The organism is Pseudomonas sp. NPDC088885 (assembly GCF_044750025.1).
In the GTDB taxonomy this organism is placed as follows: domain Bacteria; phylum Pseudomonadota; class Gammaproteobacteria; order Pseudomonadales; family Pseudomonadaceae; genus Aquipseudomonas; species Aquipseudomonas rustica.
In genome coordinates this window covers 29,476-46,326 of the sequence record NZ_JBIVJB010000009.1, presented here as the reverse complement: position 1 = coordinate 46,326, position 16,851 = coordinate 29,476, and the positions used below count along the sequence as shown (strand labels likewise).

The 16,851-nt window shown below is 60.2% G+C and carries 14 protein-coding genes; 3 read left to right on the top strand and 11 right to left on the bottom strand.

Translation table 11 applies throughout. From position 1 onward, the window contains the following. The first annotated feature begins 39 nt into the window (after window positions 1–39). Together ACIP1X_RS07500 and ACIP1X_RS07495 are read left to right on the top strand one after the other, a co-directional pair. The gene (locus ACIP1X_RS07500) at window positions 40–990 is read left to right on the top strand and encodes a DnaJ C-terminal domain-containing protein (protein ID WP_400750757.1); all 951 of its coding nucleotides are present in this window, start codon (window positions 40–42) and stop codon (window positions 988–990) included. Window positions 991–1,013: 23 nt separating this feature from the next. Continuing rightward, the gene (locus ACIP1X_RS07495; RefSeq protein WP_016984795.1) at window positions 1,014–1,319 is read left to right on the top strand and encodes a chaperone modulator CbpM; all 306 of its coding nucleotides are present in this window, start codon (window positions 1,014–1,016) and stop codon (window positions 1,317–1,319) included. 121 nt (window positions 1,320–1,440) lie between these two features. Here the strand turns inward: ACIP1X_RS07495 and ACIP1X_RS07490 are convergent, their stop codons facing one another. Next, complete coding sequence (locus tag ACIP1X_RS07490; protein WP_400750754.1) at window positions 1,441–2,568, bottom strand: sensor histidine kinase; 1,128 nt, start codon at window positions 2,566–2,568, stop codon at window positions 1,441–1,443. Between the two features lie 247 nt (window positions 2,569–2,815). Here ACIP1X_RS07490 and ACIP1X_RS07485 point away from each other — a divergent pair, with 247 nt between their 5' ends. After that, window positions 2,816–7,885 (top strand): NEL-type E3 ubiquitin ligase domain-containing protein, encoded by a 5,070-nt coding sequence (locus tag ACIP1X_RS07485; RefSeq protein WP_400750751.1) that lies wholly within the window; start codon window positions 2,816–2,818, stop codon window positions 7,883–7,885. Between the two features lie 47 nt (window positions 7,886–7,932). Here ACIP1X_RS07485 and ureC read toward each other — a convergent pair whose 3' ends face one another. From ureC to urtB, 10 genes are all read right to left on the bottom strand, one after another. Then, window positions 7,933–9,633 (bottom strand): urease subunit alpha, encoded by a 1,701-nt coding sequence (gene ureC / locus ACIP1X_RS07480; protein ID WP_053116837.1) that lies wholly within the window; start codon window positions 9,631–9,633, stop codon window positions 7,933–7,935. A 139-nt stretch (window positions 9,634–9,772) separates the two neighbouring features. Beyond that, complete coding sequence (locus ACIP1X_RS07475; protein WP_212544928.1) at window positions 9,773–10,078, bottom strand: urease subunit beta; 306 nt, start codon at window positions 10,076–10,078, stop codon at window positions 9,773–9,775. Beyond that, window positions 10,078–10,611: a GNAT family N-acetyltransferase gene (locus ACIP1X_RS07470; protein WP_053116839.1), complete on the bottom strand. Its 534-nt coding sequence runs from the start codon at window positions 10,609–10,611 to the stop codon at window positions 10,078–10,080. Before ACIP1X_RS07470 ends, ACIP1X_RS07475 begins: the two co-directional genes overlap by 1 nt. A 5-nt stretch (window positions 10,612–10,616) precedes the next feature. Continuing rightward, on the bottom strand, window positions 10,617–11,150 hold the full coding sequence (locus ACIP1X_RS07465) for a GNAT family N-acetyltransferase (RefSeq protein WP_159815228.1): 534 nt from the start codon (window positions 11,148–11,150) through the stop codon (window positions 10,617–10,619). A 9-nt stretch (window positions 11,151–11,159) separates the two neighbouring features. Next, the gene (gene ureA, locus ACIP1X_RS07460; protein ID WP_008085431.1) at window positions 11,160–11,462 is read right to left on the bottom strand and encodes an urease subunit gamma; all 303 of its coding nucleotides are present in this window, start codon (window positions 11,460–11,462) and stop codon (window positions 11,160–11,162) included. Between the two features lie 147 nt (window positions 11,463–11,609). Further along, entirely contained in the window at window positions 11,610–12,449 is an 840-nt protein-coding gene (locus tag ACIP1X_RS07455; protein WP_400750748.1) for an urease accessory protein UreD, read from the bottom strand. A 43-nt stretch (window positions 12,450–12,492) separates the two neighbouring features. Next, window positions 12,493–13,191 (bottom strand): urea ABC transporter ATP-binding subunit UrtE, encoded by a 699-nt coding sequence (gene urtE, locus ACIP1X_RS07450; protein ID WP_053116875.1) that lies wholly within the window; start codon window positions 13,189–13,191, stop codon window positions 12,493–12,495. Between the two features lie 140 nt (window positions 13,192–13,331). Beyond that, a complete protein-coding gene (gene urtD / locus ACIP1X_RS07445; RefSeq protein ID WP_008078129.1) occupies window positions 13,332–14,201 on the bottom strand; it encodes an urea ABC transporter ATP-binding protein UrtD in 870 nt (289 codons plus the stop codon). After that, the gene (gene urtC / locus ACIP1X_RS07440) at window positions 14,198–15,277 is read right to left on the bottom strand and encodes an urea ABC transporter permease subunit UrtC (protein ID WP_159813567.1); all 1,080 of its coding nucleotides are present in this window, start codon (window positions 15,275–15,277) and stop codon (window positions 14,198–14,200) included. The genes urtD and urtC overlap by 4 nt, the downstream gene beginning before the upstream one ends. Then, on the bottom strand, window positions 15,277–16,779 hold the full coding sequence (gene urtB, locus ACIP1X_RS07435) for an urea ABC transporter permease subunit UrtB (protein WP_159813565.1): 1,503 nt from the start codon (window positions 16,777–16,779) through the stop codon (window positions 15,277–15,279). Before urtB ends, urtC begins: the two co-directional genes overlap by 1 nt. Window positions 16,780–16,851 lie beyond the last annotated feature (72 nt).

Sequence of the window (16,851 nt, the reverse complement as noted above, 5' to 3'; positions counted from 1 at the left end):
GCAACGGCGCGAAATCGATAACGGATGGTGATTCCTTCAATGGACTTCAAAGACTATTACAAGATCCTCGGCGTGGAGCCGACAGCAGACGACAAGGCAATCAAGGCGGCCTATCGCAAGCTGGCGCGCAAATACCACCCCGATGTCAGCAAGGAAAAAGACGCCGAAGAGAAATTCAAGGACGCGTCGGAAGCCTATGAAGCGCTGAAAAGCGCCGACAAACGTGCCGAGTACGACGAGCTGCGCCGTTATGGCCAGCACGGTCAGCCGTTCCAGGGGCCACCGGGCTGGCAGAGCCGTGGCGGCTTTGGCGGCGGCGGTCAGGACACCGGCGACTTCTCGGACTTTTTCAGTTCGATCTTCGGCAATCGCGGCCCCGGTTTCGGTGGCGGTGAAGGTCGGCAACAACGCAGTGCAGGGCGCCGAGGGCAAGACGTGGAAATGGAACTGCCGATCTTCCTCGAGGAGACGCTGTCGAACGAGTCGAAGAAAGTCACCTTCCAGGTGCCGCAATACAACGCCAACGGCCAGCACGTCAGCAACACCACGAAAAGCCTGAATGTGAAGATTCCGGCGGGCGTGACCGACGGCGAGCGCATCCGCCTCAAAGGCCAGGGCGCACCGGGTGCTGGTGGCGGGGCGAATGGCGATCTGTACCTGACCATTCGTTTTGCGCCGCACCCGAAATTCGATGTCGAAGGCGACAACCTGATCATCACGCTGCCGCTGGCACCGTGGGAGCTGGCGCTGGGCACCGAAGTGGCCGTGCCGACCCTGACCGGCAAGATCAACCTCAAGGTGCCGGCCGGCAGTCAGAATGGCCAGCGCATGCGCGCCAAAGGACACGGTCTGAAAAACAAGGCTGGCGAACGCGGTTTCCTGTTTGTGCAGCTCAAAGCGGTGATGCCGAAAGCGTCCGATGACGAGGTCAAAGCGCTGTGGCTGGAACTGGCGAACAAAGCCGCCTTCAATCCGCGAGAGAACTTCTAAATTCGACGACGGAGTAGCCCATCATGAGCAGCCCCCTGATCGTTCAACTGGATCTGGCAGAATTCTGTGAGGCGGCCGATTTGTCGGACGTCTACGTGATCGAAATCGTCGAACACGGCATCCTCGAACCTCAGGGCGCGCAGCCCCGGGAATGGCGCTTCACCGACTACGAACTGGCCCTGGCCAAGCGCGCCGCCAAGTTGCGGCGCGACCTGGAACTGGAGTGGGAGGGCGTCGCGCTGGCGCTGGATCTGCTCGAAGAGGTTCGCGAGTTGCGTGCCGAGAACCGCATGTTGCGGCAGCGGTTGGGGCGGCTTGTGGTCGAGTAATTCTGAAGGATGTGTATTGGCTGATCGGGCCTCTTCGCGAGCAAGCCCGCTCCCACATTTGGAATGCATTCCCCTGTGGGAGAGGGCTTGCTCGCGAAGAACGATAACGCGGTATCGTTGATTAAACCCGCCTCGGCAACACCACGCTAAACCGCGTGCCGTCAGCCTCATTCGAGCTGACTTCAATCGTCCCGCCATGGGCATTGACCACTTCCCTGACAATAAACAGGCCCAAGCCCAGACTGGTCGAAGGCTGCCCAAGTTCTTCATCGGCGCTGCGCACCAGCGGATCGAAAATTGTCCCTAAGGCATCCTCCGGAATCGGCGTGCCGAAGTTATGCACCGACAGGCACACCGCGTCCGCCTCATCCTGCAAGGTCAGCGTTACCTGTTGCGTGTTCGATCCATGCTGCAGCGCATTGCCGATCAGGTTTTGCAGCAGTTGATCAATGCGCCCCGCGTCCCAGTTCCCGCGCATGTCGCCGCGAATATCCAGCACCGGCAAGCATTGCGGGTTACCGGCGCTCGCTTCGGCGATGGCGGCCCGGGCAGCATCGGCCAGATCCATTGCTGACGGATTGATCGGCAGACTTTTACCTAGACGACTGCGCACCAGTTCGAGCAAGTCACCGACCATCGCCGCCATGTGCCGGGCGCCGCGCTTGATGTTGTGGGCGCAGGCCAGCGCATCGCCTTGCAGCGCCGCTTTGCGCAACAACAATTCGGTGGACATGCTCACCGCCTGCAACGGCGCACGCAGGTCGTGGCCGAGAATCGCCAGAAAGATGTCCCGCGAACGATTGACCTGTTCCGCGTAGGCCGCCGTCGACTCGGCCAGCGCTTCATCAATGGCCTCATTGAAACGAATCATGTCCTGAAAGTAGGTCATGTCCGGTGCTTCGAGGCTGTCGGCCCAGCGACGGATCACACAGGCACGCAAATGACGAAATTCCGAGGTCATCTGCACCAGATCAAAACCGACGGTGTGGCGCAATTCACCATGGCTGGCGCCGGCCTGATCGAGGCTTGGGGTTTTCTCCGGGCCGTCGCCCTTGGCTTTGGCAGCCTGCTCGGCCGGGGTCTGCGGTTTGTTCATGTCGCGAGCGGCGGCCAGCAAAATGGCTTTGGCGTGGTCACGCAGGCCTTCGGCGTCAAGATATTCGGCCGCGGGGGTGATGGTAGCGGCGAACTGCTCCCACTCCGCGACGATGGGATCCACGTTGCACACGATGAACTCGGAAAGACGCATGAGCGGTTACCTGAGCATGAATCGATGGACGGCGATTCGAATATTAGCCCCTCTGGGGAGAAATACACGACCGCTGAAGCCCGGCTGCCGGGGATTTTATTTTGGTGCGGTACATATGTATTTTCGGCTCTCTAATTACTGCGCAGTTATGCGGTTTTCAGCGCTTTGTTGAGCAGGATTTTGGTTTTTTGTTTGTTCGGGTCGTCCGTAGTCTGAGCGCAAGTTATTGGATGACGAGATGCTCAATATGGATGTTGTGACAAACGAAGTGCCGATAAACCGTGGCCCGCACGCTGATGCGATGACCGCGCTTATCCCTGACGCGATCAAACAAGCCCCGGCCCATCGCCTGCAATCGCTCGACGCGAACCTCAACGTCGCGCACCAGTTTGCAACCTGGCCGCCCACCGGCCGCCAGCGTTTGAAAGAGCTTGTGCAAACCCATTGGCAGCTTCAGGGCGAGGTCGATACGACCCTGCAGCAGCTCGAACAAAATATCGAAGACTTCGCCCGGCCCTTGCTGACCGAAGCCCTGAAAAATCGACTGAACGTGAATCTGGACGTCGACACCGCGATGCTCAGGCTTTACGTCCCGGACAAAATCATCTTCGGCATCGACCGAGGCGCCACGCGTTCGCGGCATGCCTCATTGCTGGCGGCGGCGTTGCACAATTTCGAGCAGGCGGAGACCGAGGACGGCTACTTCCGTAGCGGCTCCGGTGTGTACGTGACCGACGCTGACGGTGCACCGGTGCAGCACGCCATCACGGTCGGTGAAATCGCCAGCCTCTGCCGCGTGCTGGATATCGGCGCGCAGTATCAACTGCACCTCAAATCGTTATTACTTCCCGCTGATCCGCAGGCGCAGGCGACCCTGAAGGCGCAAGCAATAGCGGTGGAAAAGTCAGCACTCGACGTGGCGGCGGCCGTCGCCGCGATGAACGCTGACTTGAGTATTCAGGCTCAAGCCGCCATCAGCGATGTGCTCAATGATCAGGCGCAGGTCAGTTTTTACGGTCGTCCGTTACAGTCACATCGATTACGGATACTGGGGCTGGAACTGTCCGGCATCGTGCTCTTCAGCGCCGTTGCAGAACAAAGCGAAACGGAAAAACTGTTGTCGGGTTTTGTCCCGCAAGAGTTGCAGTTTCTGTTCGACTGGTCGCGGCGTATTCCCGGGCTCAACGATAATCTGTATGAAAGATACAAAGTGCTCAGTGATGTCTTCGCCAATGGCCCGAGCGCTGTCACCGAGGAGTTATCGCGACGTAGCGACTTCTACGATCAAAGTATTCTCAACGGGCCGTTGATTGCCTACATCCCTGATGATCCGCTGCACCCGTTGAAAGAATACCCATCGCTGACAGCGTTCATGAAAGCCTTGGCAACGCAGTTGCTGGAGACGTCCTATCAGCAGTTTTTCAGCCGGTTTGTGGCTCAGAATGACAAACCGAGATTCTTCAAACGGGCCAACGAGCGCCTCAAGGAAGTAACCTGGCATCAGCGTGAACCGCTGGACATGGGGCCATGGTGGCGGGAGACGCCGGTTGAAAATCCGCAGGCCGAGCCGATCACCGTGCCGATTCAGGGCGATCTCTGGGCGCACCTGTATCGGCGCAAAAGGGACAAGGCGCTCGCTGATGCACAACTCATCGCAGTGCCCACTGATGATGAAGATGCCAAAAGCCGCTGGAACCGTTTGATCAGTTATCTGGAGGTCGGCTGGAACGTCTTCAATTTCGCCGTAATGCTGGTGCCGGGCGTCGGCGAGGTGATGCTCGGCGTGATGGTCGGCCAATTGCTCGCAGAGTTCGCCGAGGGCATTGAAGACTGGAGTCACGGCGACAAGGAAGAGGCCTGCGCGCACATCAACAGCGTGATCCTCAACTTTGCCCAACTGGCGTTGATGAGCGCGGGGCATGTGTTGCCCAAGGTCGCAGCCGCGATCAAGCCTTCGCCGTTTATCGACAACCTCAAAGCGGTGTCTCTGGCGGATGGCCGGGTGAAAATGTGGAACCCGGATCTCGTGCCGTATCGGCACACGTTGGAACTGCCCGCCGGCACATGGGCGGATGAGTCCGGGTTGTATGCGCATCAAGGCAAAAAAGTCCTGCACCTGGAGGGCCAGCAATACGTCGTTGCCGAGGATCCGCTCAGCGCTCGGTTTCGCATGCAACACCCGACTCGCGCCGATGCCTATGCACCTCAGGTCGAGCACAACGGGGCGGGCGCCTGGAAGAGCGAAATCGAACGCCCGATCGAGTGGGAAAAGACTCAGCTCTTGCGCCGACTCAATCCACTGGCAGCGACGTTCAGCGAATCCACGCTGGAGCAGGTGCTCAAGGTCAGCGACATCAATGAAGAGGCCCTGCGCCGCCTGCACGTCGAGCACGAGCAGCCCCCCGCGTTGTTGACCGACACACTCAATCGCTTCGACCTCTACGCCTCGATCAGTCGCTTTGGCGAGCAGATCCGCAACGGCAACATCAGCGATCACTTGAGTGGTTATCTACCGGGGCTGCTGACCGAACTGCCGCACTGGCCGGAATCGAAAGCCATCACTCTGAGAGACCCGTTGCCGACCGGTCGACAGTCGGTCACTTACGGCAATAACAGCGCTGCTGCGGCCGACACGCTCATCGTCAGCCAGCAAGACATTCAGACAGGCAATCTGGAGCGCCGTGTGGTCGATTTTCTCGATGAACCAGAAACCGAAGCGCTGCTCGGCCGAGCGATCTCCACTGACAAAAACGTGCGCGTACAGGCACTGCGCGAGGCGTTGGCGCAACGTGCCGCCAAGCGTGCTTCGCGGGTGTTCGAGTCGCAGTACAAGTCCGCGGATGTTTCCGCCGACATTCGTGTGCGCAAATTGCAGGGTGATTACCCCGAGTTGCCGTGCAGTGTGCTCGAACAAGTGCTCAAGGACGCCGACGCGCAAAGCCTGCGGGTATTCGAAGAAAGTGGGCAGGTCGTCCTCAGACTGCGTCAGCAACTGCGTGCGGCGGGCGAAAAGGTTCGCCTGAATCGCGCCTACGAAGGTATGTACCTGGAACAACTGGAGAACGCTGACAGCCACCGCCTGGTACTGCGTTCGCTGGAAAACCTGCCGGGCTGGTCGGCCGAGGTGCGCATCGACATTCGCGAGCAAACGTTCGACGGCCGCTTGCAGGCCAGCGTGGGTGCGGCGGATGCGCCGATTCGCAAAGTGCTGATCGCGGATGAGAATGGCCTCTACAGTGCCCGCGATGACCAAGGGCTGCACCTGCACAGCGCCGAGGACCTTTACAGCGCGGTATTACATGCCTTACCCGATGAACAACGGCGGGCGTTGGGCTTCGAGATCTTTCAGGATGAGCTGCTTAAACAAGCGATTCAGCGCTCGCCCCTGAGCCACGATCAATTCGAAAAAATCCTGATGGACGACCCAGTCCGCAAACCGACTTACGACCCTCAGAACATGCGTCTGCGCGGTGGCATGCAGGGTTATCCACTACGCCCCAAAGGCTGGCCGCAGCTCAAGAGCCGCGTCGGCTCGCTGTATCCCGCGTTCACCGAGGACGAGGTGGAAACCATGCTCAACGGCTTTGGCGCCAACGTGGTGGAAGAGCGTGTGTCGGCACTGGAGCGCGAATTCAGTCAGCTCAATCTCGACTGCCAGCGCTGGTTGAACGACATGAGCCTGGCCTATCGTTTCAGCCCCGAAGGGGTGGCGGAGTGGACATCGCGCAACAAGGTCTATCAGATCTTGCGTCAATGCTGGCAGCGCACCGGTCCTCTGGGGCCACCTGCCCGGGGCGTGATCCGCGCACAAAAACTGGTGCTCAGTGGCCTGCCGATGGACCGCCACCTGCTGAAAATGCCGCGCCTGCGTGCCAGCTTCGACCATGTCACCTCGCTGGACCTGCAGAACGGCCAGATCCTCAGTGACCAGCAACATTTTCTCGGCAATTTTCGCCAATTGCGCGATCTCAATCTGTGGAAGAACCGCTTGAGCGATTTTCCGCAGGTCATCAGTGATATGCCGTATCTGCGTGTCCTGACGCTTTCAGACAATCAGATTTCCCTGACCGCTGAAAGCGCTGCACGCCTGCGCGCGATGAGCCGGCTGCATGTGCTGAAACTCGACGGTAATCCACTCGGGCAAATGCCGGACATCAGCCAGATGCCCGCCTTGTTGATCTTGACCCTGAACAGCACCGGGGTCGATACATGGCCAATCGGTCTGTTTGCCAAGCAACGTCCGCGCAATCTGTATCTGGATTTGCGCTTCAACCAGATCAGCGAGCTTCCGGACGTTGCGCCGGGCTCGGTCTACGCCGAACTGATCGCACGAACAAACGTCAGCCGCGACGCCTTCCATCTGTCTGCCGAGAACCTCGAGAAGCTCAAGCAATACATCGAGTCGGTCGGTCTCGACCCGGATCGCCCGTATCCGTCGCGGGGCACCATCGACAGTTCGTACTGGGATGTTGGCATCAGCGAGGCTGAATGGAATGCACGCCAGCCGTTCTGGGATGAAGTGGAAGATGAGTTCGGTTCCGAGCCGTTTTTCACCGAACTGCGCAAACTCACGGCGTCCGCCGACTTCCGGGCTACGGACCCGAGCTACAGAACCGACCTCACGGCTAAGGTCTGGCGAATGATTTTCGCCATGAATGAGAACACCGTGCTGCGCGAGAAAATCTTCGCCGAGGCCGTCGCGTCGACAACCTGTGCCGATGCCGGTGCGCAGTTTTTCAATGCCATGGGTGTCGAGGTGTTGATTCATGAAGCGTACGGTTTGATCAACACCGATCTGGTCGAGGCCGAGTTGGTCGCACTGGCCCGTGGCAAATCACGGCTCGATGAATTGGGTCAGATAGCCCGACAGCGAATCGCCGACCGGTTGAAGGCCGGGGAAACGTTTCGTCGTGAGAACGCCGACGGTGTGACGGGCTCCATCGATGAGGTGGAAGTGCATCTGGCCTACATGACCGATCTGGCCGAACGTCTGGATTTGCCGTGGCAATCGCGGGGCATGTTGTTCCGCAAAATCGCCGGGGTCACCGAGAAGATGATCGAGGACGCCTACCAGCGAGTGATCGCGCTGGAGGAGGGCGAGTTATTGGCGCCGCGGATTCTTGAACAGCCATTGTGGCAGCGCTTTCTCAAGCGAACCTACCGCAAAGAGTTCGATGAGTTGCTGTTGTCTCTGCAGAATGAGGACGACATCACCCAATTCGAGGCCTTGCAGACACTGGAGAAAAACCTGACGCAAAAAGCGATTGATCGGGCGAAGCTGCAGACGGTGTATCCGCCGTTTACGGTTCAGTCGTAAACCATTGTGGAGGCGCATGAGCGCCTCCACATCGATCCACTTCTTGGCTAGAACAGGAAGTAGCGCTGCGCCATCGGCAAGGTTTCCGCAGGCTCACACCACAGCAATACGCCGTCGGCCTTGACCTGATACGTCTGCGGATCAACGTCGATGTTCGGCAGGTAATCGTTGTGGATCAGATCGGTTTTCTGCACATCGCGACAACCTTTGACCACAGCGATTTTTTTCTTCAAGCCCAGCGCTTCGGGCAACCCGGCGTCGTGTGCAGCCTGGCTGATGAAGGTCAGGCTTGTGGCATGCAGCGAGCCACCGTAACTGGCAAACATCGGGCGGTAATGCACCGGTTGCGGCGTCGGAATCGAAGCGTTGGCGTCGCCCATCAAACTGGCGGCAATCGCACCACCCTTGAGAATCAGCGTCGGTTTCACGCCGAAAAACGCCGGACGCCAGAGCACCAGGTCGGCCCATTTGCCGACTTCAATCGAGCCGACTTCGTGGCTGATGCCATGGGTGATCGCCGGGTTGATCGTGTACTTGGCGATGTAGCGTTTGGCGCGGAAGTTATCGTTGCCTGCGCCGTCCTGCGGCAGTGGGCCGCGCTGTTTTTTCATTTTGTCGGCGGTCTGCCAGGTGCGCGTGATGACTTCGCCGACGCGGCCCATGGCTTGACTGTCGGAGCTGATCATCGAGAACGCGCCGAGGTCATGAAGGATGTCTTCGGCGGCAATCGTTTCGCGACGGATGCGGCTTTCGGCGAACGCGACGTCTTCGGCAATGCTTGGGTCGAGGTGGTGGCAGACCATCAGCATGTCGAGGTGTTCGTCGATGGTGTTGCGCGTAAACGGTCGGGTCGGGTTGGTCGAGCTCGGCAGCACGTTGGGGAAACCGCAGGCCTTGATGATGTCCGGCGCGTGACCGCCACCGGCACCTTCGGTGTGGTAGGTGTGGATGGTGCGACCCTTGAATGCGCCGAGGGTGGTTTCGACGAAACCGGATTCGTTGAGGGTGTCGGTGTGGATCGCCACCTGCACGTCGAATTGATCGGCAACGGTCAGGCAGTTATCGATGCTCGCCGGGGTGGTGCCCCAGTCTTCGTGCAACTTGAGGCCGATGGCGCCGGCCTTGACCTGCTCGATCAGCGGTTCCGGCAGGCTGGCGTTGCCCTTACCGGTGAGGCCGATGTTCATCGGGAAGGCGTCGGCGGCCTGAAGCATGCGCGCCAGGTGCCAAGGGCCCGATGTGCACGTTGTGGCGTTGGTGCCCGTGGCCGGGCCGGTGCCGCCGCCGATCATGGTGGTGACGCCGCTCATCAGCGCCTCTTCAATCTGCTGCGGGCAGATGAAGTGGATGTGCGTGTCGATGCCGCCAGCGGTGAGGATCATGCCTTCACCGGCGATGACTTCGGTGCCGGCGCCGATGGCGATGGTCACGTTGGGCTGCACGTCCGGGTTACCGGCCTTGCCGATGGCGGCGATGCGACCGTCCTTGAGGCCGACGTCGGCTTTGACGATGCCCCAGTGGTCGATGATCAGCGCGTTGGTGATCAGCGTGTCGACGACTTCGGCGGCCAGCAATTGGCTCTGGCCCTGACCGTCGCGGATGACTTTGCCGCCACCGAATTTGACTTCTTCGCCGTAGGTGGTGAAGTCTTTTTCGACCTCGATCCACAGCTCGGTGTCGGCCAGGCGCACCTTGTCGCCGACGGTGGGGCCGAACATGTCGGCGTAGGCTTGACGGGAAATCTTCATTCGTTCGCCTTGAGATTCAATTGGTTTTGAAATCGCTCGCATTACTCGCTATCGCGAGCAGGCTCGCTCCCACATTTGATCGCGGTCTCATGTGGGAGCGAGCCTGCTCGCGAAGGGGCCAGTGCGGACACCGCACTAGTTACAGATCACCCATGATTCGTCCGGCAAACCCAAACACCCGCCGATGCCCGGCGTAATCCACCAATTCAACCTCACGACTCTGCCCCGGCTCAAAACGCACCGCCGTCCCCGCCGGAATATTCAGGCGCATGCCACGGCTGGCTGCGCGGTCAAACGCCAGCGCGTCGTTGGTTTCAAAAAAGTGATAGTGCGACCCCACCTGAATCGGCCGGTCGCCGCTGTTAGCGACTTTCAGGCTGATGGTGCGGCGATCGACGTTGAGTTCGATGTCGCCGGGCTGGATCTGGTACTCGCCAGGAATCATCACTGGGCTCCTTGCAGAATCTTGTAATAGAGGGCGGTCGGCCGATAGGTGCCGTTCGGGTCGCAGGCGTAATCGGGGATGGCACCCGCGCGGGTGTAACCCAATGCCTGATAGAAATTTTCGGCGGGCGAGCCCGCTTCGGTGTCGAGGTAGAGCATGCCGCGCTTGTGCTTCGGCGCTTCGAGTTCCAGCGCGCTCATCAATTGCTGACCGAGGCCGCGACGCCGCGCGTCTTCGCGCACCAGCAGTTTCTGCACCTCGGCGCGGTTCAAGCCGTTGGCCTTCTGACACAGACCCAACTGCACACTGGCCAGCACTTCTTCGTCTTTGACCACCACCCAGAGCAGCACGCTGCCCTTGTTGACGTTGTCCTGAACCTCATCGAAATATGCGCGCGCCTGCACCGCATCGAGGTCGGCCATGAAACCGACGCTGGCGCCATAACCCACTGCGTCGAGCAGCAAATCGATCAGGCCCTGACGGTAGTGGGCAAAACTCTCAGCATTGACGCGGCGCAGTTGGGCGGCGTTCATCGGTGTCACTCCTTGATGGTTTCAGGCGGCTCCGCGCCAGGATTGAGGGTCAGTTGCATGAATGTCAGGTCGAGCCAGCGACCGAACTTGGTGCCGACTTGCGGCATCTGCCCGGTGGTGATGAAACCGGCGCGTTCGTGCAGACGAATCGAAGCAGCGTTGCCGCTTTCGATGGCGGCGACCATCACATGCTTGTCGCAGGTCTTCGCCCGTTCGATCAGCACAGTCATCAGTTGCGGGCCGAGGCCGTTGCCGCGTTGGTCGCTGCGCACATACACCGAGTGCTCGACGGTGTGGCGGAACCCGTCGAACGGCCGCCAGTCACCGAACGAAGCGTAGCCGAGCACAGTGTTGTCGCCGTCGACGATCACCAGAATCGGATAGGCCTGCGCTTGACGCGCGCTGAACCACGCCTGGCGGTTGCCGAGGTCGACGGCTTGTTCATTCCAGATCGCCGTGGTGTTGAGCACGGCGTCGTTGTAGATGTCGCGGATCGCCGGCAGATCGGCGTGAACGGCGTCGCGAATGGAGTAAGTCATGGCGCGGCCTCAGACGATCGGTTGGTGGACGGTGACCAGTTTGGTGCCGTCGGGGAACGTCGCTTCGACCTGAATCTCCGGGATCATTTCCGGGATGCCTTCCATCACTTGTTCGCGGCTGAGCAGGGTAGTGCCGAAGTGCATCAACTCGGCGACGGTCCGACCGTCACGCGCGCCTTCGAGCAGCGCAGCGGAGATGTAGGCCATGGCTTCCGGGTAATTGAGTTTCACGCCGCGCGCCAAACGCCGCTCGGCGACGAGGCCGGCGGTGAAGATCAGCAGCTTGTCTTTTTCGCGTGGGGTCAGGTCCATTGTGGGGTTCCATCAGGGCAGATTGAAAAATGTGCACAAATCCCCTGTGGGAGCGGGCTTGCTCGCGAAAGCGGTAGGTCAGCCAGCATCTGTGTGAATGACACACCGCCTTCGCGAGCAAGCCCGCTCCCACAGTTGGATTGCATTTCAGGTGTTCCAGATTCGGGGTGGCTGGGCTTCGCGGTGCAGCAGCACCGGGCGTAGCAAGCGCCATAAATCGATCAGCCACGCACGGGCGAGCAATGCTTCGTTAGCCAGACACCGGGCCACCAACAGCCCCGGCAATTGCGTCAAATCCCCGCGCACGTCATGCCCCAGCGAACGACAACGCTCCAGCAACTCAGCATCAATCTCACCGGTGACCAACAACGTCGCAAACACCGGATGACCATCCAGCCCGATCGGCGAATCAAGCAAACCGTCGTCACCGACAATGCGCTGGCGTTCATGCCAGAGCAATCGGCCGTCGCGGCGAATATCCAGATGCGCCTGAAAATGCCCGCGATCAAAACGCTCGCCACTGGCCGGACGCCCCAACGCCACTACGTCCCAATAAAACAACCGCGCATCACCTTCAAGATCAATCGAAGTGCTCAGTTCAGCCTGGGCGGCGCTGTAGACGATGGTTTCCTGCGGCAGCCATTCCAGCGTCGCGCCGGCCGCCACTTTAAAGTCGAGTTTCTGATAAGCCGGGCCACCGGCGCGATACCACTTGGCCGCGCCTGGGCTGGTGATCTGCGCCCAGGCCTGTTGCTCGACGCGCACGCTGATGTCGAGGCGATCACCGCCAGCAATCCCGCCTGGCGGGTGGACGATGATGTGCTGGCAGACCTCGGGGCCTTCGGCGTACAGGTGCTTTTGCACGCGCAGCGGGCCGAGGTGCCGGCGCTGAACCGGACGTGTGCAATCGCCGAAACGCGCGTAAGCGAGTTCCAGCTCGGCGTGCCAGCTCGGGGTAAACAGGGCAGGTGAAACAGTCGAATTCATGGTTTGTAATTATCGTTAGGAAGCTACAGATTAGATCGTTGCCTTAGATCGTGACCAGCCCGCGCACGCCTTCGGCCTCCATATTTTCGCCGCGACCCTGCTGCACGATCTCGCCCCGGGACATCACCAGGTATTGATCGGCCAGTTCCGCCGCGAAGTCGTAGAACTGCTCGACCAGCAAAATCGCCATGTCGCCCCGCGCCGCGAGTTTCTTGATCACCGCGCCGATCTCCTTGATCACCGAGGGTTGAATGCCTTCGGTGGGCTCATCGAGGATCAGTAAACGCGGACGGCTGGCCAATGCGCGACCAATCGCCAATTGCTGTTGCTGACCGCCGGAGAGGTCACCGCCGCGACGCTGCTTCATTTGTAGCAGCACCGGGAACAATTCATAAATGAAACTTGGCACTTCTTTGGCTTCACTGCCGGGAAACCGCGACAGGCCCATCAACAGATTTTCCTCAACGGTCAGGCGGCCGAAGATTTCCCGACCTTGCGGCACGTAAGCGATTCCGGCGTGAACCCGTTGATGCGGCTTGAACGTGGTGATCGGTTTGCCTTCCCAATTCACTGCGCCTTCTTTGGCGGGCAGCAGGCCCATCAGGCATTTGAGCAGGGTGGTTTTGCCGACGCCGTTGCGCCCGAGCAGGCAGGTGACTTCGCCGACTTTCACGTCGAACGAGAGACCGCGCAGGATGTGGCTACCGCCGTAGTACTGGTGCAGCTTGTCGACTTGCAGCATGTCCAAAATCTCCCCCGGTGATCGTTCCCACGCTCTGCGTGGGAACGCATCCCGTGACGCTCCGCGTCACATAACGGCGGACGCAGAGCGTCCATGGCGGCATTCCCACGCAGAGCGTGGGAACGATCTATTCGCAAACCTTAGCGGCCGAGGTAAACCTCGATCACGCGCTCGTTTTCCTGCACTTGCTCAAGCGAGCCTTCCGCCAGCACGCTGCCCTGGTGCAACACGGTCACATGGTCAGCAATCGAGCCAACAAAGCCCATGTCATGCTCCACCACCATCAGCGAATGCTTGCCCGCCAGGCTCTTGAACAACTCAGCGGTGAACTCGGTTTCGGCATCGGTCATCCCCGCCACCGGCTCATCGAGCAGGAGCAATTGCGGATCCTGCATCAGCAACATGCCGATCTCGAGAAACTGCTTCTGCCCGTGGGACAACAACCCTGCCGGGCGATTGACCGAGGTGGTCAGGCGAATCGTCTCCAGCACCTCGCTGATGCGATCCTTCTGCTCACCACTTAACCGCGCACGCAAACTGGCCCAGACCGACTTGTCGGTTTTCTGCGCCAGTTCGAGGTTTTCAAACACGCTCAAAGCCTCGAACACTGTCGGCTTCTGAAACTTGCGACCGATGCCGGCCTGAGCGATTTGCACTTCGCTCATTTGCGTCAGATCCAGCGTTTCGCCGAACCACGCCTTGCCGTGACTGGGCCGGGTCTTGCCGGTGATCACGTCCATCAGCGTGGTCTTGCCCGCACCGTTGGGGCCGATGATGCAGCGCAACTCGCCGACGCCGATGTACAGATTCAGATTGTTCAGTGCGCGAAAGCCATCGAAGCTGACGCTGATGTCTTCGAGGGTCAGGATCGTGCCGTGACGCGTGTCGAGGCCCGGGCCGACGCGTTGGCCGAGGCCGATCGAGTCGCGGCTGGTGCCGGCGTCCTTGTTCGGTTCGACGGGAAAAAAGGCTGGTTCCAACATGAATTCAGCGCTCGCTGTGACTCTCATTGTTCACCTCGTTTCTTCAGCAGGCCGATTACGCCTTTGGGCAGGTACAGCGTCACGACGATGAACAACGCGCCGAGGAAGAACAGCCAGTATTCCGGGAACGCCACGGTGAACCAGCTCTTCATGCCGTTGACCACCCCGGCACCGAGCAACGGGCCGATCAGCGTGCCGCGCCCGCCAAGGGCAACCCAAACCGCCGCTTCAATCGAGTTGGTCGGCGACATTTCGCTCGGGTTGATGATCCCGACTTGCGGCACATACAACGCGCCGGCCAGACCACACAACACCGCACTCAAGACCCACACGAACAACTTGAAACCGCGCGGGTCGTAGCCGCAGAACATCAAGCGATTTTCCGCATCGCGCAACGCGGTCAACACGCGACCGAACTTGCTCTGCGCCAGACGCCAGCCGATGAACAGGCTCGCCACCAGCAACAACACCGTGGCCAGAAACAGCACCGCGCGGGTGCCCGGTTCAGTGATGCCGAAACCGAGAATCGTGCGGAAATTGGTGAAACCATTGTTGCCACCAAACCCGGTCTCGTTGCGGAAAAACAGGAGCATGCCGGCGAAGGTCAGGGCCTGGGTCATGATCGAGAAATACACGCCTTTGATCCGCGAACGGAAGGCGAAGAAACCGAACACCAGCGCCAGCAATCCCGGCGCCAACACCACCAGACACATCGCCCAGACGAAGCTGCTGGTGCCGGTCCAGTACCACGGCAATTCGCTCCACGACAGGAAGGTCATGAACGCCGGCAGACCATCGCCGGCAGCCTGACGCATCAGGTACATGCCCATCGCATAACCGCCGAGGGCGAAGAACAGACCGTGGCCTAGCGAGAGCAAACCGGCGTAACCCCAGACCAGATCCAGCGCCAAAGCGACGATGGCGTAACAGAGGATTTTGCCCACCAGCGTCAGCGTGTACGCCGAGATGTGCAGCGCATTGTCGGGCGACAACAACGACAGCAACGGCAAGGCGATCAGCAGGGCGAGGATTACCGCACCGATGGCAATGGTGACTTTCGGCCCGGCCTTTTGCGTGGCCGTGACTAACAGAGGCTGGTTCATCAGTCGATCACCCGTCCTTTCAGTGCGAAGAGGCCTTGCGGACGTTTCTGGATAAACAGAATGATCAGCGCGAGGATCAGGATCTTGCCGAGCACCGCACCGATCTGCGGTTCGAGAATCTTGTTGGCGATGCCCAGGCCGAATGCTGCGAGCACGCTGCCGGCCAACTGGCCAACGCCGCCGAGCACCACCACCAGGAACGAGTCGATGATGTAGCTCTGACCGAGGTCGGGGCCGACGTTGCCGATCTGGCTCAGCGCCACACCGCCGAGGCCGGCGATGCCCGAGCCGAGGCCGAAGGCGAGCATGTCGACACGCCCGGTCGGCACGCCGCAGCAAGCCGCCATGTTGCGGTTTTGAGTGACGGCGCGAACGTTGAGGCCGAGACGGGTTTTGTTCAGCAGCAGCCAGGTCAGCACCACCACGAACAGTGCGAAAGCGATGATGACGATGCGGTTGTACGGCAGCACCAGATTCGGCAGCACTTGAATACCGCCGGACAGCCATGCCGGGTTGGCGACTTCAACGTTCTGCGCGCCGAACAACAGGCGCACCAGCTGAATCAGCATCAGGCTGATGCCCCACGTCGCGAGCAATGTTTCCAGTGGTCGGCCATAGAGATGACGAATCACCGTGCGTTCCAGCGCCATGCCGATCGCGGCGGTAACGAAGAACGCCACCGGCAGCGCGATCAACGGGTAGAACTCAATCGCTTGCGGTGCGTAGCGCTGGAACATCAACTGCACCACGTAGGTCGAGTAGGCGCCGAGCATCAGCATCTCGCCGTGGGCCATGTTGATCACGCCGAGCAGACCGAAGGTGATGGCCAGACCGAGTGCGGCCAACAACAGAATCGAACCGAGGGACATGCCGCTGAAGGCCTGACCGAGGATCTCGCCGATCAGCAGTTTGCGTTTGACTTGAGCAAGGCTGGTTTCGGCGGCGGTGCGCACAGTGGCATCGGCTTCGACGCCGGGTTCGAGCAAACCTTCGAGGCGCGTACGGGCGAGTGGATCGCCGGTTTCGCCGAGCAATCTCACCGCCGCAAGGCGCACGGCGGGGTCAGTGTCGACCAGTTGCAGATTGGCCAGCGCCAGGCTCAGGGCGGCGTGGACGCTGTCATCTTTTTCGCCAGCGAGTTGCTGGTCGAGGAATTTCAGCTGCGCGGGTTTCGCGCTTTTCTGCAATTGCTGCGCGGCAGTCAGACGGATTTTGGCGTCGGCGGCGAGCAATTGATGGCTGGCCATCGCGGTGTCGATCAGACCCCGCAGGCGATTGTTCAGGCGCAGGGTTTTTGGCTGGCCATCGATGGTCAACTCGCCTTGTTGCAGGGCGTTGATCAGTTCGATACGCGCCGGATCGGGCTGCGCGGCCCAGGTTTCGAGGAGCTTGGCCTGTTGCACGGGATTGGCCGCGACGAAGTCTTCGGCATCGCCGGCGTGGGCGAGCATCGGCAGCAACAGTGCGATGGCGAGAAGCAAGCGGTGTATGGCAGTGCGCATATGCGTGGCCTTGCGTAGTGATCGTTCCCACGCTCCGCGTGGGAATGCAGCCCGGGACGCTCCGCGTCCCCA

Bases quoted from the DNA above. Each gene is read 5' to 3' on its own strand.
- urtD (WP_008078129.1), bottom strand. From the start codon at position 14,201: ATGAGAGTCACAGCGAGCGCTGAATTCATGTTGGAACCAGCCTTTTTT.
- ACIP1X_RS07490 (WP_400750754.1), bottom strand. From the start codon at position 2,568: ATGCGTCTTTCCGAGTTCATCGTGTGCAACGTGGATCCCATCGTCGCG.
- urtE (WP_053116875.1), bottom strand. From the start codon at position 13,191: ATGCTGCAAGTCGACAAGCTGCACCAGTACTACGGCGGTAGCCACATC.
- urtB (WP_159813565.1), bottom strand. From the start codon at position 16,779: ATGCGCACTGCCATACACCGCTTGCTTCTCGCCATCGCACTGTTGCTG.
- ACIP1X_RS07495 (WP_016984795.1), top strand. From the start codon at position 1,014: ATGAGCAGCCCCCTGATCGTTCAACTGGATCTGGCAGAATTCTGTGAG.
- ACIP1X_RS07455 (WP_400750748.1), bottom strand. From the start codon at position 12,449: ATGAATTCGACTGTTTCACCTGCCCTGTTTACCCCGAGCTGGCACGCC.
- ureC (WP_053116837.1), bottom strand. From the start codon at position 9,633: ATGAAGATTTCCCGTCAAGCCTACGCCGACATGTTCGGCCCCACCGTC.
- urtC (WP_159813567.1), bottom strand. From the start codon at position 15,277: ATGAACCAGCCTCTGTTAGTCACGGCCACGCAAAAGGCCGGGCCGAAA.
- ACIP1X_RS07470 (WP_053116839.1), bottom strand. From the start codon at position 10,611: ATGAACGCCGCCCAACTGCGCCGCGTCAATGCTGAGAGTTTTGCCCAC.
- ACIP1X_RS07500 (WP_400750757.1), top strand. From the start codon at position 40: ATGGACTTCAAAGACTATTACAAGATCCTCGGCGTGGAGCCGACAGCA.
- ACIP1X_RS07475 (WP_212544928.1), bottom strand. From the start codon at position 10,078: ATGATTCCTGGCGAGTACCAGATCCAGCCCGGCGACATCGAACTCAAC.
- ACIP1X_RS07485 (WP_400750751.1), top strand. From the start codon at position 2,816: ATGGATGTTGTGACAAACGAAGTGCCGATAAACCGTGGCCCGCACGCT.
- ureA (WP_008085431.1), bottom strand. From the start codon at position 11,462: ATGGACCTGACCCCACGCGAAAAAGACAAGCTGCTGATCTTCACCGCC.
- ACIP1X_RS07465 (WP_159815228.1), bottom strand. From the start codon at position 11,150: ATGACTTACTCCATTCGCGACGCCGTTCACGCCGATCTGCCGGCGATC.